The sequence below is a fragment of the Streptomyces sp. NPDC006602 genome (assembly GCF_042870385.1).
Taxonomy (GTDB): domain Bacteria; phylum Actinomycetota; class Actinomycetes; order Streptomycetales; family Streptomycetaceae; genus Streptomyces.
In genome coordinates this window covers 136,647-160,526 of record NZ_JBIAHG010000015.1, presented here as the reverse complement: position 1 = coordinate 160,526, position 23,880 = coordinate 136,647, and the positions used below count along the sequence as shown (strand labels likewise).

Below are 23,880 nucleotides of genomic sequence, written 5' to 3'. Positions count from 1 at the left end.
CTTCTCATTTGGGTGTAGCTCTTCCTGAGTGAGATCGCTGGTCAGCCCAGGAGGGGCGCGGACGACTTCGGCACGTCCGGTGATGAGTCCCGCAGACCGCTGAGCGCCAGGACCGTCATCACCACCGCAGCCCCCGCCGCCACGCCGAAACCGGCGTGCGCACCGCCCGTGTCCACCACCCGCCCCGCGACCGCCGCGGCGCCTGCTATTCCTGCCGCGCTTGCGGAGTTGCCCCAGGTGAACGCCTGGGTGAGGACGGCGCGCGGGACCGACGACTCGGTGAGGACGGAGGCGAGGATCAGGAGGACCGGCACGGCGAGTCCGGTCAGGGCGAGGGTGGCGCCGACCGCGAGGGGCGCGTCGAGGAAGGTCAGCGGGAGGCTCGCGAGGGTGAGGCAGGCGGCGGCTGCGGCCTGGCGGCGCCGGGGTGAGCCACCGTGGCGCCATGCTCCGTAGGCCCAACCTCCCACCAGATTGGTGCAGTTGGAGACGAAATAGAGCAGAGCTGCCGCGTCCGGCGTGCCGCGTCCGACGGCATACGCGGCGACGGACACCTGCATCGCGCCGAAGAACACCCCGAGCATCGCTGTCGCGGATGCCGTCGCCGGGCCCCAACCACTGGACGGCTTCAGGCGCAGCCACGGGTCGGCACATTGGGTGCGGCGCTTTTGAAGTGAGCGCGCCGGTCAGGCCAGGAGTTCGTAGTCGTGCTGGCCGGGTCGGGGGTAGAGGCGTTCGCGTTCTCTGCGGGTGTGGAAGGTCCAGTACTGCGGGAAGTCGCCGTTGCTGATGAGGGCCCGGAGGGTCAGAACGGCTTCGGCTCCGGGGACGCTCCACCGACTGCCGGTGATATCAAGACGGTCGGCCACCAGATGACGTGCTGCTCCTTCGACGATGCCGCTGGCGATCGGCCATCCGGCATCGAGGGCCTTGTCGTACCGCCGGTGCTGGGTGGTACTGGTCGACGGCGCCGCCCACCAGCTCGAGCTGATTCACCCAGTACCACCCAGCACCGGCGGTGCTGCGGATCACGGGCTTCTGCCTGGTCGAACGCGGCGGCAATGACGTGGTCGGCGTCGTGTTGAACCGAAACGGTGAGCCATTGCGCGCGGGCCTTGGGCCCTTTGCGTGGCGTGCGGCGGGTGGTGCGGCCTTGGTGCGGGGCGATGATGTCGTGCGGCCGCCGCGGAGCCGGATCCGCGTCGTGGACGACGGCCAGCGTGGCCATTCCACTGCGGCACCAGCCGCACTCCGACCGGCGATCCCTCCGGGGACCGGTACTCCTCACCCCCCGCCCCGCCGGCATCCGCATCCGCCCCGGCAACCGTGACCGTCCCGTCACCGGACAGGACCTCGGTCATCGTCTCCCGTGTGACCTCCAGCCGGGACAGCACCTCCTCCCGCTCAGCAAGACGCTTGGTCAACTCCTCGATGCGGTCCCGCAGTTCGGCGATCTCCTCCCGCGCGGCAGCCTCCCGCCGATCAGGCTCCTCCAACCACGACACCATCGCCGCCTCCAAGACCACGTCCCTGGACACGAGGATCCGCCGTCCGGCCACGAACGGCAACGGCGCACGGCATCACCAGCTCACTGCAGAAGAGCCGCACCCTTCTCATTTCGGCGCGTGCGTCACCGCGTAGATCATGACGAAGGCGACGATGTGGATGCCGAAGAGGAAGTAGGCGAGCCACCACCACATCTTGCGTTCGTTCTTCTTCTCCTCGTCCAGGCGCCGACGTTCGTCGTCGGTGGGGGGCATCAGAGGTCCCTGTGGACCTTCGTGTTCGACGCCTGGGCGCGGGGGCGGACGATCAGGAGGTCGATGTTGACGTGGCTGGGGCGGGTGACCGTCCAGGCGATGGTGTCGGCCACGTCGTCGGCCGTCAGGGGTTCCGCGACGCCCTCGTAGACCTTCTCGGCCTTCTCCTTGTCGCCGGCGAAGCGGGTGAGGGCGAACTCGTCCGTCCTGACCATGCCGGGGGCGATCTCGATGACGCGGATCGGGCGGCCGACGATCTCCAGGCGGAGCGTCTCGGCGAGGACGTGGGCGCCGTGCTTGGCGGCGACATAGCCCGCACCGCCCTCGTACGTGCCGTGGCCGGCGGTCGAGGAGACGACGACGATCGTGCCGTCGCCGCTCGCGTCCAGCTTGGGGAGCAGGGCCTGGGTCAGGTTGAGGGTGCCGATGACGTTCGTCTCGTACATCGTGCGCCAGTCGGCCGGGTCGCCGGTGGCGACCGGGTCGGCGCCGAGGGCACCGCCGGCGTTGTTGACCAGCACGCCGATCGACGCGAAGGCCGTCGCGAACTCGTCCACGGCGGGGCGGTCGGTGACGTCGAGGGCGTACGCCGTCGCCTGGTGGCCGGCCGCGTTGAGCTCCTGGGCCAGCGCCTCGATGCGGTCCTTGCGGCGGGCGGTCAGGACGACGCGGTAGCCGGCCTCGGCGAGCCGGCGTGCCGTGGCGGCGCCGATTCCGCTGCTCGCACCGGTGACGACGGCGATGCGGGACGCGGCGGACGGGGCTGCGGTGGCCATGGGCTGCTCCTCGGACGGTGCGGGACGGACCTTTCCGGCCAGCTTAGGTGTGTGGGGCAACCGGGTGGTTCGGCGTCTCGTTCTCCGGTCTGCCCGTGCGCGGCCCCGGTGGGACAATGAGGTGGGTGATCCGCGGTTCAGGAGGTGGATCGATGGGACAGGCACGTGAGGTCATGGACCGGCTCACGGACGCGCTCACCGCGCACCCGGATCTGAAGGTCATCGGCGAGCTGTACGCCGACGACGCGGTCGCCTTCACCCCCGACGAGGGGGAGATCCGCGGGCGCGACAACATCGTCGAGTACTGGCGGCAGATGACGGAGGCGGTCCCCGAGGCCACGTTCGAGACGCTGCACGCGTACGAGGTCGGTGACACGGCCATCGACGAGGGGTTCTTCAGCGGGCGCAACACCGGGCCGCTGCAGCTGCCCAACGGGGAGACGCTCCCGCCGACCCAGAAGCAGATCAGGATCCGCGGCGTGGACATCGCCACCGTGGCGGACGGACGGATCGTCGACTACCGGCTCTACTTCGACGAGATGGACTTCCTGGGGCAGCTGGGGCTGCTGCCCGAGGAGCCGTCCTGAGCCGACCCCACCCGCGTCCGCTCAGTCGCCCCGCGGCACGTACATGATCACCGCCATGCCCGCGAGGCAGATCAGGGCGCCCGTGACGTCCCAGCGGTCCGGGCGGTACCCGTCCGCGGCCATCCCCCAGGCCAGGGAGCCGGCGACGAAGACACCGCCGTAGGCGGCGAGGATGCGGCCGAAGTTCGCGTCGGGCTGGAGGGTGGCGACGAAGCCGTACGCGCCGAGGGCCAGGACGCCCGCGCCGATCCACAGCAGGCCGCGGTGCTCGCGCACGCCCTGCCAGACCAGCCAGGCGCCGCCGATCTCGAAGAGCGCGGCGACGACGAAGAGGGCGGCGGAGCGCAGGACGAGCATGCGCGCCAGCTTGCCATGCGTGCGCGGGGCGTCATGTGTCACCTGATGGGCCGCACCTGCGGGGCGCCCCGCGTGGGATACATCCCGTATGACCACGGCTGACTGCTGACTGAGGAGTGGTGGTATGCGGGAGCGGGTTCTGCGGTGTCTTGCGGTGTGCGGGGCTGCGGCTGCGGTGGCGGTGGGTGGGGTGGCTCCGGCTGCCTCGGCCGGCGATGGTCCTGAGGCCGACCTGGCCTTTCACGGGTCGGCGGCCATGGCCTCGGGGGTCGTCGATGTGAGGTTCACGCCGCGCAATCACGGGCCGTCCGCCGTGTCGGACGCGACGGTGCGGCTGCGCTGGTCGGAGCCGTTGGCGTTGCGGCAGGTGCTGCCGGGCGGCTGTGCGCGGTCCGGGCTGCGGGTGGTGCTGTGCCGGGTGGGGGCGCTGGCCGCGGACGGGCTGGGGGAGCGGGTGGAGCTGAGGGTACGGCTGCGGGGGGCGCCGTCGGAGGTGCTGCTGGAGATCGACACGGTGTGGAACGGCGGGGTGGTGGACCTGAACCGGGCCAACGACCGGCAGCGGGTGCTGGTCCTGGACACCGGGGACGAGTACTACTTCTGAGCGGGCGACGGCGCCGCACTCGCTCCGGCGGCTGCGTCGTTCGATCTCTGCGCGGCGCGGAGGAGAGGCGGACCGGGTGGCCGGCGAGGCGATGGCTGGTAGGTCGAGGGACGGCGAGGCGATGGCCGGTGAGGCGCGTGAGCGGTTGTTGGCGGAGCTGTCCACCGTCTCCCGCCGGTACCTGGCGTCGTACGCCCTGTTCAATCACGCGGTCGCCGACCATCTCGGGCTGCACGCCACCGACCTGCAGTGTCTGAACCTGCTCACGCTGGAGGGCGGGCCGGTGACGACCGGCCGCGTCGCCGATCTGACCGGGCTGACGACCGGGTCGGCGACGCGGCTGGTGGACCGACTGGAGCGGGCGGGGTACGTCGTACGGGAGCGGGACGCGGCCGACCGGCGGCGGGTGCTGGTGGCGACCGTGCCGGAACGGATCGCCGAGTTCGGGCGGGTGTGGGAACGGCTGGGGGGCGGCTGGTACGCCCTTTTCGACGATCTCGACGACGCCCAACTCGGGCTGGTGGTCGACCACATGCGGCGTACGACGGAGTTCAGCGCGGCTCAGGTGGCGCGGCTGCGGGCGGGCGAGGTGTGAACGCCTGCGCGGGGGCGGGACCAGCGGCGGACGATCGGCTTCTCCACCCACTCGTACAGGGCCCAGGCGAGCAGGACCGCCACCGCGCATTCGGCGGCGAGCACGGCGATCGCGGCCGGTACGGAGTCCAGGTCAGGGCCGAGTAGCTTGCGGCCCTCGGCCAGTACGACGAAGAGCAGCAGGTAGAAGGCGAAGGAGACCTCGCCGAGCCAGGTCATCGCGCGGTTGCGGAAGAGGGTGAACCGGCCCTCGGCGTCCGCGACGGCGCCGGCCGCGATCAGCAGGACGCAGGGCACCACGCACACCGCGCGCTGGGCCAACAGGTAGGGCACCTCCGGGAGTTCGGCGACCGCGTAGCTCGCCACGAGGAGCAGGCCCGACCACACCATGCCGATGTCCCGCCAGCGGCCCAGCAGCACCGCGCGGGCGACGAGGATGCCGAGCAGGAAGTCGAGCAGGCGGGCGGGCGGGAAGACGTACGCGAACCAGAGGTGCAGTCCGGAGACGGAGGGCTCGTTGGACATGCGGACGTCGCCCGCGGGGATGACGGCGGTGGTCACGAAGGGCGTGGCGGCGATGGCGGCGACGACGGCCGCTGTCCAGTACTTGAGGCGGACTGGTCTGGGAGGAGTACGGGTTCGACCTCGCGCCCGAGGCCCTTCGCCCCGGGCCGGCGCTGCCCGAACTGCGGGTGACCTGCAGCGACATCGCGCGCAGGCGCAGCCGGGTGGCCGCCATGACCATGGACGTCGACCTGGTGCGCGACGGCGCCGTTCGCGCCCGGGCCCGCTCGCGCTTCACCGTCCAGGCGCCGGCCGTGTACGACCGGCTCCGCGGCGAGCGGATGGACCCCGCCCGCGCGATGGCCGCGGCGGTACCGCCACCGGCGCCCGCCCCGGCCAAGACGGTCGGACGGGACCGCACCGAGGACGTCGTCCTGTCCCCGACGGACTGCGCGGACCGCTGGCAGCTGCGGGTCGACACCCGCCATCCCAAGTGCTTCGACCACGCCGTCGACCACGTCCCCGGGCATGCTGCTCATCGAGGCCGCCCGCCAGGCCGCCCAGGCGGTACGGCATCCCGCGCCCGTCCTGCCCGTCACCATGGAGACGGCCTTCCGCCGTTACGTCGAGTTCGACACCCCGTGCTGGACAGAGGCCCGGCCCCTGAACGCGGACGGGGACACGGACACCGACACGGTCCGAGTAGTAGCCCGCCAGGACGACGAGGTCCGGTTCACGGCCGATGTTCGGACGCGGGCCCGCTGCGACGGACAGGCCTAGGAAGCCGCCGCGTCCCCGGCGTCGTACTGCTCCCGTGCCTCCCAGACCTCCTCGATGTGCGTCTCCGCCCAGTCCTTCACCGCCAGCAGCAGCAGGCTCAGGCTGCGGCCCAGTTCGGTGAGTTCGTAGTCGACGCGGACCGGGACGGACGGGGTGACCGTACGGGTGAGGATGCCGTCGCGTTCCAGTGAACGCAGGGTCTGCGTGAGCATCTTGGGGCTGACGCCGGCGAGCTTGCGGGCGAGGTCGCTGTAGCGGTGGGGGCCGGCTGCGAGGGCGGAGACGACGAGGCTGACCCACTTGTCGCTGAGCCGGTCCAGGAGCTGGTTGGTGGGGCAGCTCTTGAGGAACGCGTCGTACTCGGCGCGGGCCTCTTCGCGCCGCTGGGCCGCCGTCGTGGTCGCCATGGCTCACCTCCGGGGTATGTACGCACTTCTGGGTAACTACTTCCCGATGGATAGTAACTCTTCCTAGGGTTGCTGACAGCTGAGGAGATACCGAAGCAATCAGTGATTTATGGGGAGTCAACGGTCATGCGAGCAGTGGTGGTGACGACGTTCGGCGGGCCCGAGGTCGTGCGGGTCGTGCAGACGGAGATGCCCGAGCCGGCGGCGAGGCAGGTAAGGATCAAGGTCGCGGGGGCCGCGCTGAACCCGGTGGACGCCGGGGTGCGGGCGGGGGTCTTCGGCGGCGCGGGTGAGCGGATCGGACTCGGCTGGGACGTGGCCGGGACGGTGGACGCGACGGGCGCGGCCACCTCGTGGAGCGTCGGCGACGAGGTGGTCGCGCTCCACTACGGCCCGGTCAAGCCGTTGGGCACGCACGCCGAGTACGTCGTCGTCGACACGGACGCGGTGGCGCGGGCGCCGAGGTCGGTCGACGCGGTGGCGGCGGCGACCCTGCCGCTGAACGCGCTGACCGCGGTACAGGCCCTGGATCTACTGGAGTTGACGCCGGGGCAGTCGCTGCTGGTGACCGGGGCCGCGGGCGCGGTCGGCGGGTTCGCCGTCCAACTCGCCGCGTACCGCGGGGTGTCCGTCACCGCGCTGGCCCGCGAGGAGGACGCGGAGCTCGTACGGTCCCTGGGGGCCTCGTCCTTCACGACCGGTGCGGTCGAGCCGGGCAGCGTCGACGCCGTGCTGGACGCGGCGCTGCTCGGGGAGCGGGCCCTGGAGTGGGTGCGGGACGGGGGCGCCTTCGTGGGCCTCATCCCGCACACGGCCCCGGCTCCCGTGCGGGGGGTGCGGGTCGGCGAGGTGCAGGTGAGCCCCGACGGGGCCCGGCTGGCTGAGCTGGCCGAACTGGTGGACCAGGGGGTGCTGACCCTCCGGGTGGCCGAGACGTACTCCCTCGATGAGGCTCCGAAGGCGCACGCCCGGCTCGCGGAGGGCGGGGTGCGGGGGCGTCTGGTGCTCGTTCCCTGAGCGCCGGGCGGCGGGGTCAGGACAGCGCGCCCAGCGTCATGGCCGCGACCACCGGGGCGGCGTACACCAGAGGGAACGGGATGTGCGAGTACCACCGCGCCCGTACGACGGTGACGATCGCCCCGGTGAAGTACAGCACCAGGCCGATCCCGGCCGCCATCCCGATGACCGGCACGAACAGCCCGACCAGCAGGCCGACGGCCCCGGCGACCTTCGCCGCCCCGAGCCAGGGCCACCAGGCCTGCGGCACCCGGTAGTCGGTCAGGGCCTTGGTGATCCACTCGGTGCGGGTGAGCACGACGACTCCGGAGTAGGCCACCATGGCGGCGGCCAGCAGGGTGACGACGGTGTGGGCGACGGACATGGCGTGCTCCTCGTTGGTGGGCTTCGTCCCGGTGGGTTCGCGCTGCGCTTCGGCGCGTTCACCGGGATGACGGGGAGCGGGGCGGGAGTGTGACAGGACGGCGGGGTTTTCTTCGCCCGCGCGCTGGAGGGGTTCGGAGGTGGGGGTACGGGGGGCCGGTCAGTGCGCGCCCCGCGCGTACGCCGTCGGGGGGACTCCCACCGTCGCCGTGAAGTCCCGGACCAGGTGAGCCTGGTCCGCGTACCCGAGGTCGGCGGCCAGGGCTGCCCAGTCAACCGCCTCTTCCGTCTCCGCCCGCTCCAGGGCCTCGTGGATGCGGTAGCGGAGGATGACCCACTTCGGGCCGACGCCGACGTACGCGGCGAACAGGCGCTGCAGCAGTCGTACGGACATGCCCTCGGAGCGCGCGAAGTCGGCGACGCGACGGATCGTGCGGTCGGCGCCGATGCGGTCGACCAGGGTTGTCGCGAGGTCGGCCTGGGGGTCGGGCCGGGGGTCCAGGCCGAGGAGGAAGGTGTCGAGGGCGGCGATGCGGGCCTTCTCGTCGTCCGGGGAGAGGACTGCCATCGGCTCCGTGCCCGTGCCCGTGGCCGTGCCCGGGAAGGCCTCGGGGAAGGGGATCCGGTGGCCCGTCCACTCCGTCACCGGGCGGTCCGGTGCGAAGGGGCGGAAGCCGCCGGGTCTGAACTTGACGCCGCACACCCGGCCCCGGCCCTCCAGCTTCTGCGCGAAGAGGCCGAGCTGGATGCCCGCCACTTCGACGAAGGGATCCTGGCCCTCGAACCGCTGGAAGACGATGTGGACCGCAGGATGCGGGACCACATGGGAGACGTACGGCTCGGAGAGGTGCCAGTCGATCAGCCAGTACTGCTCGACATACCGGCGCAGCGGCTCGGCGGGCTCGACGCGGCGGAAGTCCACGCGCGTGAAGAGCTCGCCGGCGTCCACGATGCCTCGGGTGTCACGGCGTACGGGGGCCATGAACCGATCGTAGGACGGGGCACTGACAGTCGCCGGGTACCCGGAAGCGCGGCACCGGGTTGCCCGGAATACGGGACCGGGGGCGACCGTTCAAGGCTATAGTTGAACGGTCAACAACAATGGAGGTTGAGCGACCATGCAGTTCGGGATCTTCAGCGTCGGCGACGTCACGCCGGACCCGACCACGGGCCGTACGCCGACCGAGCACGAGCGCATCAAGGCCATGGTCGCCATCGCGCTGAAGGCCGAAGAGGTCGGCCTCGACGTCTTCGCGACCGGCGAGCACCACAACCCGCCCTTCGTGCCGTCGTCCCCGACGACCATGCTCGGCCACATCGCGGCGCAGACGGAGAAGCTGATCCTCTCCACCTCCACCACCCTCATCACCACCAACGACCCGGTGAAGATCGCCGAGGACTTCGCGATGCTCCAGCACCTGGCGGACGGCCGGGTGGACCTGATGATGGGGCGCGGGAACACCGGACCCGTCTATCCCTGGTTCGGGCAGGACATCCGCGAGGGCATCAACCTCGCCATCGAGAACTACGCGCTCCTGCACCGGCTGTGGCGCGAGGACGTCGTGAACTGGGAGGGGAAGTTCCGTACCCCTCTTCAGGGGTTCACCTCCACGCCCCGGCCGCTGGACGGCGTACCGCCCTTCGTCTGGCACGGCTCGATCCGCTCGCCCGAGATCGCCGAGCAGGCCGCCTACTACGGCGACGGGTTCTTCCACAACAACATCTTCTGGCCGGCCGACCACACCAAGCGGATGGTCGAGCTCTACCGCAGCCGGTACGCCCACTACGGCCACGGCACCCCCGAGCAGGCGATCGTCGGCCTGGGCGGCCATGTCTTCATGCGGCGCAACTCCCAGGACGCGGTGCGGGAATTCCGGCCGTACTTCGACGTCGCCCCGGTCTACGGGCACGGGCCGTCGCTGGAGGACTTCACGGACCAGACCCCGCTGACCGTCGGCTCCCCGCAGCAGGTCATCGAGAAGACGCTGAGCTTCCGCGAGTACGCCGGCGACTACCAGCGTCAGCTGTTCCTGGTCGACCACGCCGGGCTGCCGCTGAAGACCGTCCTCGAGCAGCTCGACCTGCTCGGCGAGGAGGTCGTGCCGGTGCTGCGCAAGGAGTTCGCCGCGAGGCGTCCGGCCGGGGTGCCTGAGGCGCCCACCCACCAGTCGCTGCTCGCGACCGCATCGAAGGGAGTGAACGTCGCATGAAGCTCGTCGTCGTCTCGGCCGGGCTGAGCGTCCCGTCCTCCACCCGGCTGCTGGGGGACCGGCTGGCCGCCGCTGCCGGCCGGCAGACCCCGGCCGACGTGCAGGTCGTCGAGCTGCGCGACCTCGCCGTGGAGATCGCGCACAACTTCACCAACGGTTTCCCGGGGAAGGAGCTGTCCGCCGCGATCGACGCGGTGACGGGGGCGGACGGGCTGATCGTCGTCACTCCGGTGTTCTCCGCCTCGTACAGCGGGCTGTTCAAGTCGTTCTTCGACGTGCTGAGCGTGAGCGACAAGGACGCGCTGGCGAGGAAGCCGGTGCTGATCGCCGCGACCGGCGGCACCGCCCGGCACTCCCTCGTCCTGGAGCACGCGCTGCGCCCGCTCTTCGCCTACCTGCGGGCCGTCGTCGTCCCGACCGGGGTGTACGCCGCCTCGGAGGACTGGGGTGCCGCGGGGCTGGACGGGCGGATCGAGCGGGCCGCGGGGGAGCTGGTGGCCCTGATGACGGGGCTGTCGGCGGCGCGGCGGCCCGAGAAGAAGGCCGCCGACTTCGTGGTCGTGCCGTTCGCCGAGCAGCTGGCCGCGATCTCCAGCCCGCCCGGCGTGTGACGAAGCCGTTCGACCAGGCCCCGGCAGGGGCCGTGTGACGGTGAGATCCCAGTAAGAAGGGTGACTGTACGACCGCTCACTCGGCCCAACCGCCGGAGGCCTTGGCACACTGAGGGCGTGCCCCGAACTGTGCTGCTCGCCGAAGACGACCGCGCCATCCGTCATGCGCTGGAGCGCGCCCTGACCCTGGAGGGGTACCGGGTCACCGCGGTCGCCGACGGCGTCGAGGCGTTGGCGCAGGCCCACAAGAGCCCGCCGGATGTGCTGCTGCTCGATGTGATGATGCCCGGGATCGACGGGCTGCAGGTCTGCCGGGTGCTGCGTGCCGAGGGGGACCGGACGCCGATCCTGATGCTGACGGCGCTCGTGGAGCCCCAGGACCGGATCGCCGGGCTGGACGCGGGCGCCGACGACTACGTGGTGAAGCCCTTCGACGTCGAGGAGGTCTTCGCCCGGCTGCGGGCGCTGCTGCGCCGGACCAGCCCGGTCGGCGCGCTGAGCGGCGTGCCGAAGCCGCAGCCGCAGGTGCCCGCGGTGTCCGAGGGACGGATCGAGGCGGCCGGGCTGCGGATGGACGTACAGGCGCGGCGGGCCTGGCGCGGGGAGCGGGAGCTGGAGCTGACCCGCACCGAGTTCGAGCTGCTGGAGCTGCTGGTCCGCAACGCGGGGATCGTTCTTGACCACTCCAGAATCTACGACCGGATCTGGGGCTACGACTTCGGGCCGGGCTCGAAGAACCTCGCCGTGTACGTCGGCTACCTGCGCCGCAAGCTCGACGAGCCGGGGGCGCCGCTGCTGATCCACACGGTCCGCGGTGTGGGTTACGTGCTGCGGGAGGACTGAGCGGTGGGCCGCCTCGGGCGGCTGCTGGTGAGACGGCGGCCCCGGCTCCTGTCCCTGCGGACCACCTTCGCGGTGTCCTTCGCCGCCGTGACCGCCGCCGTCACCGTCCTGGTCGGCGTGCTGTCCTACAACGCCGCCGCCCGGCTGGTCCGGGTGGACCAGGAGTCCGTGTTCGACCAGGTCGTGCAGGACCTGCGGGACGAGGTGCGCACGCACCGGATGACACCCGACGACTTCTCCTCCTCCGCGCCGGGCCACGACCTCGTACGGCCCGCACGCACCGACGTGCAGGTGCTCGGCCCGGACGGCGGCGTCGTCGACCCCGGTCGGCCGGGGCTGCCGGTCGTCGCCCGGGACCGGCGGATCGCGGTCGACTCGCTGGCCGGGACGATGGTCGAGCACAAGGACGTCGACGTCGGCCACGACGTCTACCGGATCGCGACCGTCTCGCTCGGCGGCGGGCGCGGAGCGGTGCAGGTCGCGCAGGAGTTCAGCGACACCGAGGACCTGCTGCGAGCCCTGCAGCAGCGGACGCTGATCCTGATGGTCGCGGTCGTGATCGCGGCCGGACTGTTCGGCTGGTGGCTGGCCCGGCGCATCACCCGGCGGCTGGTGATCCTCACCTCCGCCGCCGAGGACGTCGCCCGCACCCGCCGGCTCGGCATCCAGGTGCCCGTCGCCGGCTACGACGAGGTCGGCCGCCTCGGCCGCGCCTTCGACGGCATGCTCGGACGGCTCGCCCAGTCCGAGGAGGACCAGCGGCGGCTGGTCCAGGACGCGGGGCACGAGCTGCGTACGCCGCTGACCTCTCTGCGTACGAACATCTCGTTGCTGCGCCGGATCGACGAGCTGCCCCCCGAGACCCGGGACGAGCTGGTGGCGGACCTGAGCCAGGAGGCCCGTGAGCTGACCGACCTCGTCAACGAGCTGGTCGACCTCGCGGCCGGGCAGTCCGACACCGAGCCGCCGCAGCGCGTCGACCTCGCCGACATCGCCGAGGACGTCGCCGGGGTCGCGGGTCGCCGTACCGGGCGGGAGATCGTCGTCCGCGCGAGCGGGGACACGACGACCGACGGCCGCCCGGGGATGCTGCAGCGTGCGCTCTCCAACCTCGTCGAGAACGCCGCCAAGTTCGACCGTGACGGCACCGCGCCCATCGAGATCACGGTCAGCGGTCCGGCCCTCCCGCACCGGCTTCGCCCGAACGGGGCCGCCCCCACCGGCACGGTCCGCGTCGAGGTCCTCGACCGGGGTCCCGGCATCGCCGACGCCGACCTGATCCGCGTCTTCGACCGCTTCTACCGCGCCGCCGACGCCCGCTCCCTGCCTGGCTCGGGCCTCGGCCTGTCCATCGTGCGCGAGGTGGCCCTCGCACACGGGGGAGCGCCGTTCGCCGTACGGCGGGAGGGCGGCGGGACGGTGATCGGGTTCACGGTGGGCGGTGGCTGAGGCGGGTAGGGTGCGCGGTGGTGAGACGGCGCCGCGTGCCGCGAAGGACTCGGGACCGGTCGCTCAGGCGCGTTGGCCGCGGCCCTTGAACAGGGCCGTTCCGGCTCCCAGGGAGACGACCGCCATGCCGATGCTGGTCGCGATGCCTTTCGCGCTGTCGTCGATGAGCGGGGCGGCCAGGGCGACGGTGAGGTTGAAGAGGAACAGGAACCACAGGACGGGGCGGGAGGAGAGCATCGCCTTCATGGGAGGTGCCTTTCGGGGAGGGGTGGATCTCCCCGACGGGGAGCCGTTGACCTTGTGAGATCAACGATCCCGTCCGCGGGCTGCCGTCACGAGAGAGTGCTCTCCCCAATCGGTGGTGTAGCCCGCTCCACCTACGCCCTTCCTCCGGGGTCCGGTGGAATGCCGCTCATGCCTTCCGCGCACGCCTTCCGCGCACGCATGCCGCTCACGCCTTCCGCTGGGCGTCGATCTCGGCGATCAGGGCCTCGACGCGGGTCTTGATCTCGTCGCGGATGGGGCGTACGGCCTCCACGCCCTTGCCGGCCGGATCCTCCAGGGCCCAGTCGAGGTACTTCTTGCCGGGGAAGATGGGGCAGGCGTCGCCGCAGCCCATGGTGATGACGTAGTCGGACGCCTGGACGGCCTCGGTGGTGAGGATCTTCGGCTTGGCGTCGGCGATGTCGATGCCGACTTCCTTCATGGCCTCGACGGCGGACGGGTTGACCTGGTCGCCCGGGACGGAACCGGCGGAGCGGACCTCGATCCGGTCGCCCGCGAGGCCGGACAGGAACCCGGCGGCCATCTGCGAGCGCCCGGCGTTGTGGACGCAGACGAACAGCACGGAGGCGAGCGGGCTGGAGGAGGGCATCGGTTCTTCCTTGGCGATGTGGATCAAGGGGGCGGGGATGTGGGTCCCGGTTCAGCCCTGGCTGGTATCAGTTCGAAGTGATGTGACAGTATCAGCCCATGATGACGTCAGTCGACACTGATCTGATGCGGGTACTGGCGGACCCGCTCCGGCTCCGGATCGTCACCCTGCTCGCCACGGAGACGCTCTGCAGCACCCACCTGATCGAGGAGACGGGGGCCAGGCAGACCAACCTCTCCAACCATCTCAAGGTGCTGCGCGAGTCCGGCGTCGTGGAGACGGAGCCGTGCGGCCGGTTCACCTACTACCGGCTCAAGCCCGATGTCATCGCCTCGCTCGCCGGTCAGTTCGCCGACCTCGCGGAGACCGCGCGCGCCACCGCCGAGAACAACACCAAGCGGTCCTGTCCCTGAATCCCGCGCCTACGGCATCCCCGCCGCTACGGCGTCCCCGCCCTACGGCGACTGCACCGAGGAGACCTGTTGACCGCCACCGAGCCCACCGAGCGCGCCGGAGCAGTGGACTCGGAGTCCGCCACGGCCCCCGTCGGCGCAGGCCTCGCACGCACAGCCCTCGCGGGCCCCGAGCCGCAGCCCGCCGCCCCCGGTGCCACCCCGCCCCACACCCCTCCGCTGATCTCCAGGGCCGCCGCCGAACTGGTCGGCACGGCGGGGCTCGTCGCGGTGGTGGTCGGCTCGGGCATCCAGGCCACCGAGCTGACCCAGGATGTCGGCCTGCAACTGCTGGCCAACTCCCTTGCCACCGTCTTCGGTCTCGGCGTCCTGATCACTCTGCTCGGCCCGGTCTCCGGTGCCCACTTCAACCCCGTGGTCACCCTGGCCGAGTGGTGGACGGCCCGTCGCGGTGGCCCTGGCGTCACCCTGCGCGAGGTCGCCGTCTACGTCCCGGCACAGGCCGTGGGTGCGATCGCGGGGGCCGTCCTGGCCGACGCGATGTTCGGCGAGCCGCTGGTGAAGTGGTCCACCCACGACCGGTCGGCGGGGCACCTGCTGCTCGGTGAGGTCGTCGCGACGGCCGGTCTCATCCTGCTGATCTTCGGCCTGGCTCGCACCGACCGCCTCCGCTTCGCCCCCGTCGCGGTCGCGTCGTACATCGGCGCCGCGTACTGGTTCACCTCGTCCACGTCCTTCGCCAACCCGGCGGTGACGGTCGGCCGCGCCTTCAGCGACACCTTCGCGGGCATCGCACCGGGCTCCGTCCCGGCGTTCATCGGCATGCAGCTCGTCGGCGCGGTGGTCGGGCTGGCCCTGGTCGCGGTCGTCTTCATGCGCGGACGGCACATGACAAAGGCGGGGTCCGAAAACCCCGCCCGAAACCAGTGAGACCCGAACTCAGGGCCACACAAGGCAGTACGGCTGATGCCCGGCCTCGTGCAGGCGATGGCTGAAATCCTGCCACTCGTGCAGCAGTTGGTACACGTTGAACGCGTCCCGGGGACCGCCCCGGTCCGGCACCGTCGACCAGATGAACGCCGCCGCGCCCACGGCCTCCTCGCCTATGCCGCGAAGCGGGTCGACGACCGTCATCGGGAGCTTCACGACCGCGTAGTCGGGGTGCAGGACGACGAGTTCCAGCGGTGGGACCTTGTGGAGGGGGACGCCCTCGATGCCGGTGAGGACCATCGCCGCCATGGTCTCCGGCTTGATCTTCGTGAACATGCCGTTCATGCCGAGCTCGTCGCCGCCGAGTTCCTCGGGGCGCATCGAGATCGGGACGCGGGCTGCGGTCGCGCCGTCAGGCGCGCCGAAGTACTTGTACGTCACCCCCACCCGACCACCATTCCTGCTCCCCGCCCTCAGCCGGTCGACCCTTCGGTCGGCCCGCTCCGCCTCATCACCAGGTACACCCGGTACAACGTGTCCCGGCCGGGCTTCGTTCGATTCCTCCGCGTCGCGTCGGTGCTTTCCCCGCCGGGCACGTCGAGGACCGAGGTCGTCAGTCCCCTCGCCCAGTCCTCCACCGCGATGCATATCTCCACCCGACTGCTTTTCTAGGACGCGTGGCCCCCGCCGCGCAACCCGATCATCGTGTCAGTGACCTCCCCCACGGCCGCCCGCCGAAACGTGCGTTGAAACACCTGTCCGCAGGATCTTTGCAGCCCCTGAACAGGGCGCACGACAACATCGTCCCTGTGAGCTGTGTGTATCAGGTGCCAGTCTCGCAGATGACGGGGGGCCCGGACTGGTTGCCGGGTCAGTAGCCGCCTCGGCGGCGCGTCCGAGGTCGCCCGGCGGCGCGTCCGCGGCCGCCTCAGCTGCACGTCCACAGTGGCCCGCTGTCCTCGGCGCCCCCTGGCCTACCCTGAGGAGGTCACTGGCAAAACCGGAGTCCGAGCAGTCGGAGAAGGTCGGAGAAGTCGCAGGACATGAGCGAATTGCCCTATTCATACGATGCGCCTGTCTCGCAGGCCCTGTTCGACCGTGCGGCCGCCGTCACACCCGGCGGCGTGAACTCCCCGGTGCGCGCCTTCCGTGCCGTGGGCGGAACGCCCCGGTTCATGGTGTCCGGCACTGGCCCGTACCTCAAGGACGCCGACGGGCGCGAGTACGTCGACCTGGTCTGTTCCTGGGGGCCCATGATCCTCGGGCACTCCCACCCCGAGGTCATCGCCGCCGTGCAGGACGCCGTCTCTCGCGGCACCTCCTTCGGTACGCCCGGTGAGGGGGAGGTCGCGCTCGCCGAGGAGATGGTCGCCCGGATCGAGCCGCTGGAGCAGGTGCGGCTGGTGTCCAGCGGGACCGAGGCCACCATGTCGGCCATCCGGCTCGCCCGCGGGTTCACCCGGCGCACCAAGGTGGTCAAGTTCGCCGGGTGTTACCACGGTCACGTCGACTCGCTGCTCGCCGCCGCCGGATCCGGGGTCGCCACCTTCGCCCTCCCCGACACCCCCGGTGTCACCGGCGCCCAGGCCGGCGACACCATCGTCCTGCCCTACAACGACCTCGACGCCGTGCACGCCGCCTTCCAGGCCCACCCCGGCGAGATCGCCTGCGTGATCACCGAGGCCTCCCCGGGCAACATGGGCGTCGTACCGCCGCTGCCCGGCTTCAACCAGGGGCTGAAGGACGCGTGCGCGACGAATGGCGCGCTCTACATCTCCGACGAGGTCATGACCGGCTTCCGGACCAGCAAGGCAGGCTGGTACGGCATCGACGGCGTCCGGCCCGACCTGATGACCTTCGGCAAGGTGATGGGCGGCGGGTTCCCGGCCGCCGCCTTCGGCGGTCGTGCCGATGTCATGGGGCACCTCGCGCCCGCCGGGCCCGTCTACCAGGCCGGCACCCTCTCCGGTAACCCCGTCGCCACCGCCGCCGGTCTCGCCCAGCTGCGGCTGCTCGACGACGCGGCCTACGCCAAGATCAACGACGTGTCGGCGCGGATCCAGGCGCTGGTCTCCGGGGCCCTCACCAAGGAAGGCGTCGCGCACACCGTGCAGAACGCCTCCAACATGTTCTCCGTCTTCTTCACGGACCGCCCGGTCCGCGACTACGAGGACGCGAAGGCGCAGGAGTCGTACCGCTTCAGCGCCTTCTTCCACTCCCTGCTGGCGAACGGCGTCTACCTGCCGCCGTCGTCCTTCGAGTCCTGGTTCGTGTCCACGGCCCATGACGAGCGGGCCGTCCAGCGGATCGCCGACGCCCTTCCGGCGGCGGCCCGAGCGGCTGCGGAGGCCACGGAAGCATGAGCCCGAACAACGAGATCACCGTCGTCCACCTCATGCGGCACGGTGAGGTCGCCAACCCGGACGGCGTCCTCTACGGCCGTCTCGGCGGCTACCACCTCTCCGAACTGGGCCGGCAGATGGCCGACCGGGTCGCCGAGCACCTGGCCACCCGTGACGTGACGCACGTCGTCGCCTCTCCGCTGGAGCGGGCGCAGGAGACGGCGATGCCCATCGCCAAGGCGCACGGCCTGGACATCGCCACCGACGAGCGGCTCATCGAGGCCGAGAACGTCTTCCAGGGCAAGACCTTCGGGGTCGGGGACGGGGCGCTGCGGCGGCCCGAGAACTGGAAGCACCTGGTCAACCCGTTCAAGCCGTCCTGGGGTGAGCCGTACGTCGACCAGGTCATCCGCATGATGGGCGCGCTGAGCGTGGCGAAGGACCAGGCGCGCGGCCACGAGGCCGTGCTCGTCAGCCACCAGCTGCCGATCTGGATCGTGCGGTCGTACGTCGAGAAGCGGCGACTGTGGCACGACCCGCGCAAGCGGCAGTGCACCCTCGCGTCCCTGACGACCTTCACCTACCAGGGCGACAAGATCGTCTCCGTCGGCTACACCGAGCCGGCCCGCGATCTCGTCCCCGCTCATCTCCTCGCCGGCGCCCGGCCGGTGAAGGGGAAGAGTAAGGCCTTCGGGGCGTAGACCCCGAGGCCTTCGGGGCCAGGGCCCCTACACGCCCCTCCCTTTCGACGGTCCTCTGTTACGGAATCCGGAAGTACCGGAGGAACCTCCCCGTTCGTCGCCACCTCTGACTGGGTGACCACCAGAGAACGTGACGAACGGGGATGCAATGCGCACTCTCACCCGTAGGGGAGCACTCGGACTCGGCGCGGGCGCCGCGACCGCCGTAGGACTGGCGGGGTGCGGCACGCTCACGTCGTCGGACGGGCCGAGCCCTGCCGGAGGTTCCGGGTCCGGGAAGAACCGTTCCGGCAGCCCGAAGCCGACCGCCCGCCCCCTCGGCGACGGCTCCACCTCCTTCACGGGCAAGCAGCCGCACCAGCCCGCCAGGCCCGAGCCGTTGGAGCCGGGGCAGACCCCGCCGCAGTTCGTGATCTTCTCCTGGGACGGGGCCGCCGAGGTCGGCAACGGCCTCTTCCCGCGCTTCCTGGACCTCGCCAAGGAGCACGGCGCGAGCATGACCTTCTTCCTCTCCGGGCTGTACCTGCTGCCCGAGTCGAAGAAGCGCCTCTACGACCCGCCGAACAACCCGCGCGGCGCCTCCGACATCGGCTACCTCACCGACGAGCACGTCAGGGCGACGTTGACGAACGTGAGGCGGGCGTGGCTCGAAGGGCACGAGATAGGCACCCACTTCAACGGCCACTTCTGCGGCGGCGCCGGCACCGTCGGCAACTGGACGCCCCAGCAGTGGCGCAGCGAGATCGACCAGGCCAAGTCCTTCGTCAAGGAGTGGCGGACCAACACGGGATGGACGGATCTGCCCGCGCTGCCCTTCGACTACGACAAGGAACTCGTCGGCGGCCGCACGCCCTGTCTCCTCGGCCAGGACAACCTGCTGCCCACCGCCCGCGAACTGGGCTGGCGCTACGACGCCTCCTCGCCCGGCGGCCGTCAGGTATGGCCGCAGAAGCGGGAGGGGATGTGGGACCTGCCGCTGCAGGCGATACCTTTCCCCGGCCACCGTTTCGAGGTGCTCTCGATGGATTACAACCATTTGGCGAACCAGTCCATCAACTCCACCAACGCGCCCTCCTACAACTACCCGGCCTGGCGCGAGCAGTCCGCCGGTGCCTACATCTCGGGATTCAGGCGGGCATACGAGACGAACCGCGCCCCCTTCTTCGTCGGCAACCACTTCGAGCAGTGGAACGGCGGCATCTACATGGACGCCGTCGAGCAGGCCTTCAAGTACATCGCGCGGGAGAAGGAGAAGGGCGAGGACGTGCGCCTGGTCTCCTTCCGGCAGTTCGTCGACTGGATGGACGTACAGAAGCCCGAGGTGCTCGCCAAGCTCCGTACGCTCGATGTCGGGCAGCAGCCGGTCGGCGGTTGGAAGACGTTCCTCCAGGAGGCCCCCGAAACCTCCCCGGCAGCCTCCCCGAACGCCGCCTGAAATGCGGGTTTCCGCCCCCAAGGGGGGTGTGCAAGATCCTCAGAACGGGCATGCGAAACTTTTCACATGAGTGCCGCCAGCCGTAGTCGCACCCGTAGTCGCGCCGTCCTGCTCACCGCCATTGCCGCGGCGGCCGCGCTGACGCTGTCCGCGTGCAGCTCGGGCGGTACGTCGGGCGGAGGTGGCGACACCAACTTCGTCACCGGCAACAACGGCATCGACACCGTCGCCGCGACCGAGCGGGTCCCCGCACCCGAACTCTCCGGCGCCACCATCGACGGCAAGCAGCTCGACGTCGCCGACTACAAGGGCAAGGTCGTCGTCCTCAACGTCTGGGGCTCCTGGTGCGGCCCGTGCCGCGCGGAGGCGAAGTACTTCTCCAAGATCTCCAAGGAGTACGCCGACAAGGGCGTCCAGTTCGTCGGCATCAACACCCGGGACACCAGCACCGGCGTCGCGATCGCCTTCGAGAAGGACTACGGCATCACCTACCCGAGCCTGTACGACCCGACGGGCAAGCTGATGCTCCGCTTCAAGAAGGGCACCCTCAACCCGCAGCTGATCCCCTCCACGCTCGTCATCGACAGGGACGGCAAGGTCGCCGCGCGGGCGCTGCAGGCCCTCGGCGAGGAGGATCTGCTCAGCATGCTCAAGCCCGTCGTAGCGGAGAAGTGACGTGAGCGCGCTCCTGACCCTCGCCGAGGCGACGGGCCGCAACGAGACCGTGTTCAGCGGTGCCCTCCTGGTCGCCCTGCCCATCGCCCTGCTCGGCGGACTCGTCTCCTTCTTCTCGCCGTGCGTCCTGCCCCTCGTCCCCGGCTACCTCTCCTACGTCACCGGAGTCACCGGCACCGACCTGGCCGAGGCCCGCCGCGGGCGGATGGTCGTCGGCGCCTCGCTGTTCGTGCTCGGCTTCACCGCCGTGTTCGTCTCCGGCGGGGCCCTGTTCGGCTACTTCGGCCAGACGCTGCAGGAAGAGAAGGGCATCCTGTCCAAGGTGCTCGGCGTGCTCATGATCCTCATGGGCGTCTTCTTCATGGGCCTGATGCCCTGGCTCACCCAGCGCGAGTTCCGCTTCCACCAGCGGCCGACCGCCGGACTGGTCGGCGCCCCCGTCCTCGGCGCCCTCTTCGGCATCGGCTGGGCGCCCTGCATCGGACCCACCCTCGCCTCCGTGCAGGCGCTGTCCTTCAGCCAGGCGAGCGCCGGCCGCGGGGCCATACTGACGGTCGCGTACTGCGTCGGCCTCGGCCTACCGTTCGTGCTCGCCGCGGTCGCCTTCCGCAAGGCGCTCGGCGCGTTCGGCTGGGTCAAGCGCCACTACGTCTGGGTGATGCGCGTGGGCGGCACCATGATGATCGTGACCGGTCTGCTGCTGCTGACCGGCGCGTGGGACCACATCGTCGCCCAGATGCAGACCTGGTCCAACGGCTTCACTGTGGGGATCTGATCGATGAGCAAGACGACCACCGGCGCGCCCGCCGAGGCGACCCCGGACGAACAGGACCTCGGCGCCGCCGGATCCCAGCTGTCCACCGCGCCGAAGGAAGAGCTGCCCAACCTCCCCTCCCTGGGCGTCATCGGCTGGGCCCGCTGGTTCTGGCGACAGCTCACCTCCATGCGGGTCGCACTCCTGCTGCTCCTGCTGCTGTCGCTCGGCGCGATCCCCGGCTCGCTGATCCCGCAGTCCGGGACCGACGAGACGAAGGTCGCCGACTTCCGCGACGCGCACCCCCTCCTCGGTGACGTCTACGACAAGCTCGGCCTCTTCCACGTCTACAGCTCGGTGTGGTTCTCCGCGATCTACATCCTGCTGTTCGTCTCCCTCATCGGCTGCATCGTCCCGCGCACCTGGCAGTTCGTGGGCCAGCTGCGCGGCCGCCCGCCGGGCGCCCCCCGGCGCATGACCCGGCTGCCCGCCCACACCACCTGGCGCACCGAGGCCGAGCCCGAGCAGGTCCGCGAGGCCGCGCTCGCCCTGCTGAAGAAGCGCCGCTTCCGCGCCCACCTCGCCGGGGACTCCGTCGCCGCCGAGAAGGGCTACGTCCGCGAACTGGGCAACCTCGCCTTCCACATCGCCCTGATCGTGCTGCTCACCGCCTTCGCCTGGGGTCAGCTCTTCAAGATGGAGGGCAACAAGCTGGTCGTGGAGGGCGACGGCTTCTCCAACACCATCACCCAGTACGACGACTTCAAGTCCGGCAACCTCTTCAGCCAGGACGACCTGGACCCCTTCAGCTTCACCCTGGACGACTTCACGGGCACCTACGAGACGAACGGCCCGAACAAGGGCACTCCGCGCACCTACCAGGCGACCGTCGACTACAGCATCGGCGCCTACGGCAAGGACGAGAAGACCACCGTCAAGGTCAACGAGCCGCTGCAGATCGGCGACTCGAAGGTCTACCTCACCGCCCACGGCTACGCGCCCGTCATCACCGTCCGCGACGCCAAGGGCAACGTGGTCTACAACCAGGCCGTGCCCCTCCTGCCGCTCGACTCCAACGTCACCTCCTCCGGTGCGATCAAGGTCATGGACGGCTACCGCAACGCCCAGGGCGTCAAGGAACAGCTCGGCTTCCAGGCGTTCTTCCTGCCGACCTACGTGCCGGGCAACGAGGTGGCCTCGCAGTTCCCGGCGCTGACCAACCCGGTGCTCAACCTGGAGGCCTACCACGGCGACCTCGGTGTCGACGCGGGCATCCCGCAGAGCGTGTACCAGCTCGACAAGAGCCACCTCAAGGGTTTCAAGGACGCCAAGGGCCAGCAGCTGCGGGAGAACCTGAAGCCGGGCGAGACCATGAAGCTCCCGAACGGCGCCGGCACGGTCACCTACGAGGGCACCAAGGAGTGGGCCAACTTCCAGATCACCCGGCAGCCCGGCAGCGGCTGGGCGCTGGGCGGCGCGGTCACCGCGATCTTCGGTCTGGCCGTCTCCCTGTTCATCCAGCGCCGCCGCGTATGGGTGCGGGCCGTCAAGGGCGCCGACGGCGTCACCGTCGTCGAGATGGCCGGCCTCGGCCGCAGCGAGTCCGCCAAGGTGCCCGACGAACTCGGCGACCTCGCCGGGATCCTGTACGACCAGGCACCGGGGGCGCCCGAACCCGAATCCCCCGACGACACCGCCATCCCCGACCCCCAAGTCGTACCTGCCGAAGGGGCTGAGAAATGACTCTCGCCGCCGCAACCGACCTCGCCGCCGCCACCAACGAAAACCTCGCGAACCTCAGCAACACGCTGATCTACTCCGCGATGGCCGTCTACACCCTGGCCTTCTTCACGTACATCGCCGAGTGGACCTTCGGCGGCCGCAGCAAGATCGCCCGGACCGCCGCCGCGCTCACCGCCGAGAAGGAGGCGAAGGCGCCGGCCGTCACGGTGAAGAAGGGCGGCTCGACCGCCGTACTGGAGCGGCCGAAGGTCGTGGTGCGGTCCGCGGCCGGGGCGCGTGACGTGCCCGACGGGCCCGGCGCCCACGGTGGGGACGCGCAGGGCGACCTCTACGGGCGTATCGCGGTGTCCCTCACGGTGCTCGCGTTCCTCATCGAGCTCGGCGGGGTCGTCGCCCGCGCGGCCTCGGTGGAGCGGGCGCCCTGGGGCAACATGTACGAGTTCAACATCACCTTCTCGACGGTCGCGGTCGGCGTGTACCTCACGCTGCTAGCGCTGAAGAAGAACGTGCGCTGGCTCGGACTGTTCCTGATCACGACGGTCCTCCTCGATCTCGGCATCGCCGTCACTGTCTTGTACACCGCCAGCGACCAGTTGGTTCCCGCCCTCCACTCGTACTGGCTGTACATCCACGTCTCGACCGCGATCCTGTGCGGCGCGGTCTTCTACGTGGGCGCCGTCAGCACGATCCTCTACCTGTTCAAGGACTCGTACGAGAACAAGCTCCAGAGCGGCGGCAAGCCCGGCCAGTTCGCCACCTCGTTCCTCGAGCGGCTGCCCGCCTCGGCCTCCCTCGACAAGTTCTCCTACCGCGTCAACGCGGCCGTCTTCCCCCTGTGGACGTTCACGATCATCGCGGGCGCGATCTGGGCGGGCGACGCCTGGGGCCGCTACTGGGGCTGGGACCCCAAGGAGACCTGGGCGTTCATCACCTGGGTCGCCTACGCCTGCTACCTGCACGCCCGCGCCACGGCCGGCTGGAAGGGCCGCAAGGCCGCCTACCTGGCGCTGATCGCCTTCGGCTGCTGGCTGTTCAACTACTACGGCGTCAACATCTTCGTGAGCGGCAAGCACTCCTACGCGGGCGTGTGAGTCGGTAACTCGCTTACGGTGAAGGCCGGTTGCCTGTGACCTGGGTCACGGGAACCGGCC

Annotated in this window: 29 protein-coding genes and 1 pseudogene; 18 read left to right on the top strand and 12 right to left on the bottom strand. The window is 70.5% G+C overall.

From position 1 onward, the window contains the following. Nucleotides 1-41: 41 nt before the first annotated feature. The 4 genes and pseudogenes from ACFYO2_RS31305 to ACFYO2_RS31290 form a co-directional block, all read right to left on the bottom strand. The gene (locus tag ACFYO2_RS31305; RefSeq protein ID WP_388355694.1) at nt 42-584 is read right to left on the bottom strand and encodes a hypothetical protein; all 543 of its coding nucleotides are present in this window, start codon (nt 582-584) and stop codon (nt 42-44) included. A gap of 102 nt (nt 585-686) precedes the next feature. Continuing rightward, nucleotides 687-1,237 (bottom strand): annotated as a pseudogene (locus tag ACFYO2_RS31300) (hypothetical protein); the annotation flags it as partial. Nucleotides 1,238-1,613: 376 nt separating this feature from the next. Continuing rightward, nucleotides 1,614-1,760, bottom strand: a complete 147-nt coding sequence (locus ACFYO2_RS31295; protein ID WP_388355692.1) for a hypothetical protein — start codon at nt 1,758-1,760, stop codon at nt 1,614-1,616. Beyond that, the gene (locus tag ACFYO2_RS31290; protein WP_388355690.1) at nt 1,760-2,536 is read right to left on the bottom strand and encodes an SDR family NAD(P)-dependent oxidoreductase; all 777 of its coding nucleotides are present in this window, start codon (nt 2,534-2,536) and stop codon (nt 1,760-1,762) included. The genes ACFYO2_RS31295 and ACFYO2_RS31290 overlap by 1 nt, the downstream gene beginning before the upstream one ends. A gap of 152 nt (nt 2,537-2,688) precedes the next feature. Between ACFYO2_RS31290 and ACFYO2_RS31285 the strand changes: the two genes are divergently transcribed. Beyond that, a complete protein-coding gene (locus tag ACFYO2_RS31285) occupies nt 2,689-3,123 on the top strand; it encodes an ester cyclase (protein WP_388355689.1) in 435 nt (144 codons plus the stop codon). Between the two features lie 21 nt (nt 3,124-3,144). Here the strand turns inward: ACFYO2_RS31285 and ACFYO2_RS31280 are convergent, their stop codons facing one another. Then, nucleotides 3,145-3,480 (bottom strand): YnfA family protein, encoded by a 336-nt coding sequence (locus tag ACFYO2_RS31280; protein WP_388355767.1) that lies wholly within the window; start codon nt 3,478-3,480, stop codon nt 3,145-3,147. A 124-nt stretch (nt 3,481-3,604) separates the two neighbouring features. Between ACFYO2_RS31280 and ACFYO2_RS31275 the strand changes: the two genes are divergently transcribed. Both ACFYO2_RS31275 and ACFYO2_RS31270 read left to right on the top strand, forming a co-directional pair. Then, nucleotides 3,605-4,084, top strand: coding sequence for a hypothetical protein (locus ACFYO2_RS31275; RefSeq protein ID WP_388355687.1), 480 nt, complete (start codon nt 3,605-3,607; stop codon nt 4,082-4,084). Between the two features lie 121 nt (nt 4,085-4,205). After that, nucleotides 4,206-4,679, top strand: coding sequence for a MarR family winged helix-turn-helix transcriptional regulator (locus tag ACFYO2_RS31270; RefSeq protein ID WP_388355765.1), 474 nt, complete (start codon nt 4,206-4,208; stop codon nt 4,677-4,679). Here ACFYO2_RS31270 and ACFYO2_RS31265 read toward each other — a convergent pair. Continuing rightward, entirely contained in the window at nt 4,646-5,239 is a 594-nt protein-coding gene (locus tag ACFYO2_RS31265; RefSeq protein WP_388355685.1) for an acyltransferase family protein, read from the bottom strand. The genes ACFYO2_RS31270 and ACFYO2_RS31265 overlap by 34 nt on opposite strands. A gap of 429 nt (nt 5,240-5,668) precedes the next feature. On the opposite strand from ACFYO2_RS31265, the gene ACFYO2_RS31260 reads away from it, so the two are divergent. Further along, nucleotides 5,669-5,962, top strand: a complete 294-nt coding sequence (locus ACFYO2_RS31260; protein ID WP_388355763.1) for an AfsA-related hotdog domain-containing protein — start codon at nt 5,669-5,671, stop codon at nt 5,960-5,962. On the opposite strand, the gene ACFYO2_RS31255 is transcribed toward ACFYO2_RS31260, so the two are convergent. Next, the gene (locus tag ACFYO2_RS31255) at nt 5,959-6,369 is read right to left on the bottom strand and encodes a winged helix-turn-helix transcriptional regulator (protein WP_388355683.1); all 411 of its coding nucleotides are present in this window, start codon (nt 6,367-6,369) and stop codon (nt 5,959-5,961) included. The genes ACFYO2_RS31260 and ACFYO2_RS31255 overlap by 4 nt on opposite strands. A gap of 126 nt (nt 6,370-6,495) precedes the next feature. Here ACFYO2_RS31255 and ACFYO2_RS31250 point away from each other — a divergent pair, with 126 nt between their 5' ends. Then, nucleotides 6,496-7,386, top strand: a complete 891-nt coding sequence (locus tag ACFYO2_RS31250) for an NADP-dependent oxidoreductase (RefSeq protein WP_388355681.1) — start codon at nt 6,496-6,498, stop codon at nt 7,384-7,386. A 16-nt stretch (nt 7,387-7,402) separates the two neighbouring features. On the opposite strand, the gene ACFYO2_RS31245 is transcribed toward ACFYO2_RS31250, so the two are convergent. Beyond that, nucleotides 7,403-7,750, bottom strand: coding sequence for a DoxX family protein (locus tag ACFYO2_RS31245; protein ID WP_388355679.1), 348 nt, complete (start codon nt 7,748-7,750; stop codon nt 7,403-7,405). Between the two features lie 159 nt (nt 7,751-7,909). Further along, on the bottom strand, nt 7,910-8,731 hold the full coding sequence (locus ACFYO2_RS31240; RefSeq protein WP_388355677.1) for a DUF6597 domain-containing transcriptional factor: 822 nt from the start codon (nt 8,729-8,731) through the stop codon (nt 7,910-7,912). Between the two features lie 136 nt (nt 8,732-8,867). On the opposite strand from ACFYO2_RS31240, the gene ACFYO2_RS31235 reads away from it, so the two are divergent. The 4 genes from ACFYO2_RS31235 (at nt 8,868) to ACFYO2_RS31220 (ending at nt 12,862) form a co-directional block, all read left to right on the top strand. Then, nucleotides 8,868-9,959: an LLM class flavin-dependent oxidoreductase gene (locus ACFYO2_RS31235; RefSeq protein WP_388355675.1), complete on the top strand. Its 1,092-nt coding sequence runs from the start codon at nt 8,868-8,870 to the stop codon at nt 9,957-9,959. Continuing rightward, a complete protein-coding gene (locus ACFYO2_RS31230; RefSeq protein WP_388355673.1) occupies nt 9,956-10,570 on the top strand; it encodes an FMN reductase in 615 nt (204 codons plus the stop codon). Before ACFYO2_RS31235 ends, ACFYO2_RS31230 begins: the two co-directional genes overlap by 4 nt. A 129-nt stretch (nt 10,571-10,699) precedes the next feature. Next, entirely contained in the window at nt 10,700-11,413 is a 714-nt protein-coding gene (locus tag ACFYO2_RS31225; RefSeq protein ID WP_388355761.1) for a response regulator transcription factor, read from the top strand. A gap of 3 nt (nt 11,414-11,416) precedes the next feature. Further along, complete coding sequence (locus ACFYO2_RS31220) at nt 11,417-12,862, top strand: ATP-binding protein (RefSeq protein WP_388355672.1); 1,446 nt, start codon at nt 11,417-11,419, stop codon at nt 12,860-12,862. A 63-nt stretch (nt 12,863-12,925) separates the two neighbouring features. On the opposite strand, the gene ACFYO2_RS31215 is transcribed toward ACFYO2_RS31220, so the two are convergent. Together ACFYO2_RS31215 and ACFYO2_RS31210 are read right to left on the bottom strand one after the other, a co-directional pair. Next, the gene (locus ACFYO2_RS31215; RefSeq protein ID WP_388355670.1) at nt 12,926-13,108 is read right to left on the bottom strand and encodes a hypothetical protein; all 183 of its coding nucleotides are present in this window, start codon (nt 13,106-13,108) and stop codon (nt 12,926-12,928) included. 205 nt (nt 13,109-13,313) lie between these two features. Further along, complete coding sequence (locus tag ACFYO2_RS31210; protein ID WP_388355668.1) at nt 13,314-13,736, bottom strand: arsenate reductase ArsC; 423 nt, start codon at nt 13,734-13,736, stop codon at nt 13,314-13,316. A 98-nt stretch (nt 13,737-13,834) separates the two neighbouring features. Between ACFYO2_RS31210 and ACFYO2_RS31205 the strand changes: the two genes are divergently transcribed. Both ACFYO2_RS31205 and ACFYO2_RS31200 read left to right on the top strand, forming a co-directional pair. After that, nucleotides 13,835-14,149: an ArsR/SmtB family transcription factor gene (locus tag ACFYO2_RS31205; RefSeq protein ID WP_388355666.1), complete on the top strand. Its 315-nt coding sequence runs from the start codon at nt 13,835-13,837 to the stop codon at nt 14,147-14,149. A gap of 69 nt (nt 14,150-14,218) precedes the next feature. Then, nucleotides 14,219-15,079 (top strand): aquaporin, encoded by an 861-nt coding sequence (locus ACFYO2_RS31200; protein WP_388355665.1) that lies wholly within the window; start codon nt 14,219-14,221, stop codon nt 15,077-15,079. A gap of 9 nt (nt 15,080-15,088) precedes the next feature. Here ACFYO2_RS31200 and ACFYO2_RS31195 read toward each other — a convergent pair whose 3' ends face one another. After that, entirely contained in the window at nt 15,089-15,526 is a 438-nt protein-coding gene (locus tag ACFYO2_RS31195; RefSeq protein WP_003974483.1) for a hypothetical protein, read from the bottom strand. 596 nt (nt 15,527-16,122) lie between these two features. Here ACFYO2_RS31195 and hemL point away from each other — a divergent pair. The 7 genes from hemL to ccsB all read left to right on the top strand — a co-directional run bounded on the left by hemL (nt 16,123) and on the right by ccsB (nt 23,820). Then, nucleotides 16,123-17,442 (top strand): glutamate-1-semialdehyde 2,1-aminomutase, encoded by a 1,320-nt coding sequence (gene hemL / locus ACFYO2_RS31190; protein WP_388355664.1) that lies wholly within the window; start codon nt 16,123-16,125, stop codon nt 17,440-17,442. Beyond that, a complete protein-coding gene (locus ACFYO2_RS31185) occupies nt 17,439-18,122 on the top strand; it encodes a histidine phosphatase family protein (protein WP_388355662.1) in 684 nt (227 codons plus the stop codon). The genes hemL and ACFYO2_RS31185 overlap by 4 nt, the downstream gene beginning before the upstream one ends. Before the next feature lie 148 nt (nt 18,123-18,270). Then, nucleotides 18,271-19,557: a hypothetical protein gene (locus ACFYO2_RS31180; RefSeq protein WP_388355661.1), complete on the top strand. Its 1,287-nt coding sequence runs from the start codon at nt 18,271-18,273 to the stop codon at nt 19,555-19,557. A 66-nt stretch (nt 19,558-19,623) separates the two neighbouring features. Continuing rightward, nucleotides 19,624-20,232, top strand: a complete 609-nt coding sequence (locus ACFYO2_RS31175) for a TlpA family protein disulfide reductase (RefSeq protein ID WP_388355659.1) — start codon at nt 19,624-19,626, stop codon at nt 20,230-20,232. A gap of 1 nt (nt 20,233) precedes the next feature. Further along, complete coding sequence (locus tag ACFYO2_RS31170) at nt 20,234-21,007, top strand: cytochrome c biogenesis CcdA family protein (protein WP_388355657.1); 774 nt, start codon at nt 20,234-20,236, stop codon at nt 21,005-21,007. A gap of 3 nt (nt 21,008-21,010) precedes the next feature. Then, nucleotides 21,011-22,729: a cytochrome c biogenesis protein ResB gene (locus tag ACFYO2_RS31165; RefSeq protein WP_388355655.1), complete on the top strand. Its 1,719-nt coding sequence runs from the start codon at nt 21,011-21,013 to the stop codon at nt 22,727-22,729. Then, nucleotides 22,726-23,820: a c-type cytochrome biogenesis protein CcsB gene (ccsB, locus tag ACFYO2_RS31160; protein WP_388355653.1), complete on the top strand. Its 1,095-nt coding sequence runs from the start codon at nt 22,726-22,728 to the stop codon at nt 23,818-23,820. Before ACFYO2_RS31165 ends, ccsB begins: the two co-directional genes overlap by 4 nt. The last annotated feature ends 60 nt before the right edge of the window (nt 23,821-23,880 follow it).

Coding starts and splice junctions, on each gene's coding strand:
- ACFYO2_RS31165 (WP_388355655.1), top strand. CDS start 21,011: ATGAGCAAGACGACCACCGGCGCGCCCGCCGAGGCGACCCCGGACGAA.
- ACFYO2_RS31250 (WP_388355681.1), top strand. CDS start 6,496: ATGCGAGCAGTGGTGGTGACGACGTTCGGCGGGCCCGAGGTCGTGCGG.
- ACFYO2_RS31210 (WP_388355668.1), bottom strand. CDS start 13,736: ATGCCCTCCTCCAGCCCGCTCGCCTCCGTGCTGTTCGTCTGCGTCCAC.
- ACFYO2_RS31235 (WP_388355675.1), top strand. CDS start 8,868: ATGCAGTTCGGGATCTTCAGCGTCGGCGACGTCACGCCGGACCCGACC.
- ACFYO2_RS31305 (WP_388355694.1), bottom strand. CDS start 584: ATGCTCGGGGTGTTCTTCGGCGCGATGCAGGTGTCCGTCGCCGCGTAT.
- ACFYO2_RS31205 (WP_388355666.1), top strand. CDS start 13,835: ATGATGACGTCAGTCGACACTGATCTGATGCGGGTACTGGCGGACCCG.
- ACFYO2_RS31185 (WP_388355662.1), top strand. CDS start 17,439: ATGAGCCCGAACAACGAGATCACCGTCGTCCACCTCATGCGGCACGGT.
- ccsB (WP_388355653.1), top strand. CDS start 22,726: ATGACTCTCGCCGCCGCAACCGACCTCGCCGCCGCCACCAACGAAAAC.
- ACFYO2_RS31295 (WP_388355692.1), bottom strand. CDS start 1,760: ATGCCCCCCACCGACGACGAACGTCGGCGCCTGGACGAGGAGAAGAAG.
- ACFYO2_RS31215 (WP_388355670.1), bottom strand. CDS start 13,108: ATGAAGGCGATGCTCTCCTCCCGCCCCGTCCTGTGGTTCCTGTTCCTC.
- ACFYO2_RS31255 (WP_388355683.1), bottom strand. CDS start 6,369: ATGGCGACCACGACGGCGGCCCAGCGGCGCGAAGAGGCCCGCGCCGAG.
- ACFYO2_RS31275 (WP_388355687.1), top strand. CDS start 3,605: ATGCGGGAGCGGGTTCTGCGGTGTCTTGCGGTGTGCGGGGCTGCGGCT.
- ACFYO2_RS31230 (WP_388355673.1), top strand. CDS start 9,956: ATGAAGCTCGTCGTCGTCTCGGCCGGGCTGAGCGTCCCGTCCTCCACC.
- ACFYO2_RS31270 (WP_388355765.1), top strand. CDS start 4,206: ATGGCCGGTGAGGCGCGTGAGCGGTTGTTGGCGGAGCTGTCCACCGTC.
- ACFYO2_RS31290 (WP_388355690.1), bottom strand. CDS start 2,536: ATGGCCACCGCAGCCCCGTCCGCCGCGTCCCGCATCGCCGTCGTCACC.
- ACFYO2_RS31285 (WP_388355689.1), top strand. CDS start 2,689: ATGGGACAGGCACGTGAGGTCATGGACCGGCTCACGGACGCGCTCACC.
- ACFYO2_RS31180 (WP_388355661.1), top strand. CDS start 18,271: ATGCGCACTCTCACCCGTAGGGGAGCACTCGGACTCGGCGCGGGCGCC.
- ACFYO2_RS31175 (WP_388355659.1), top strand. CDS start 19,624: ATGAGTGCCGCCAGCCGTAGTCGCACCCGTAGTCGCGCCGTCCTGCTC.
- hemL (WP_388355664.1), top strand. CDS start 16,123: ATGAGCGAATTGCCCTATTCATACGATGCGCCTGTCTCGCAGGCCCTG.
- ACFYO2_RS31245 (WP_388355679.1), bottom strand. CDS start 7,750: ATGTCCGTCGCCCACACCGTCGTCACCCTGCTGGCCGCCGCCATGGTG.
- ACFYO2_RS31240 (WP_388355677.1), bottom strand. CDS start 8,731: ATGGCCCCCGTACGCCGTGACACCCGAGGCATCGTGGACGCCGGCGAG.
- ACFYO2_RS31280 (WP_388355767.1), bottom strand. CDS start 3,480: ATGCTCGTCCTGCGCTCCGCCGCCCTCTTCGTCGTCGCCGCGCTCTTC.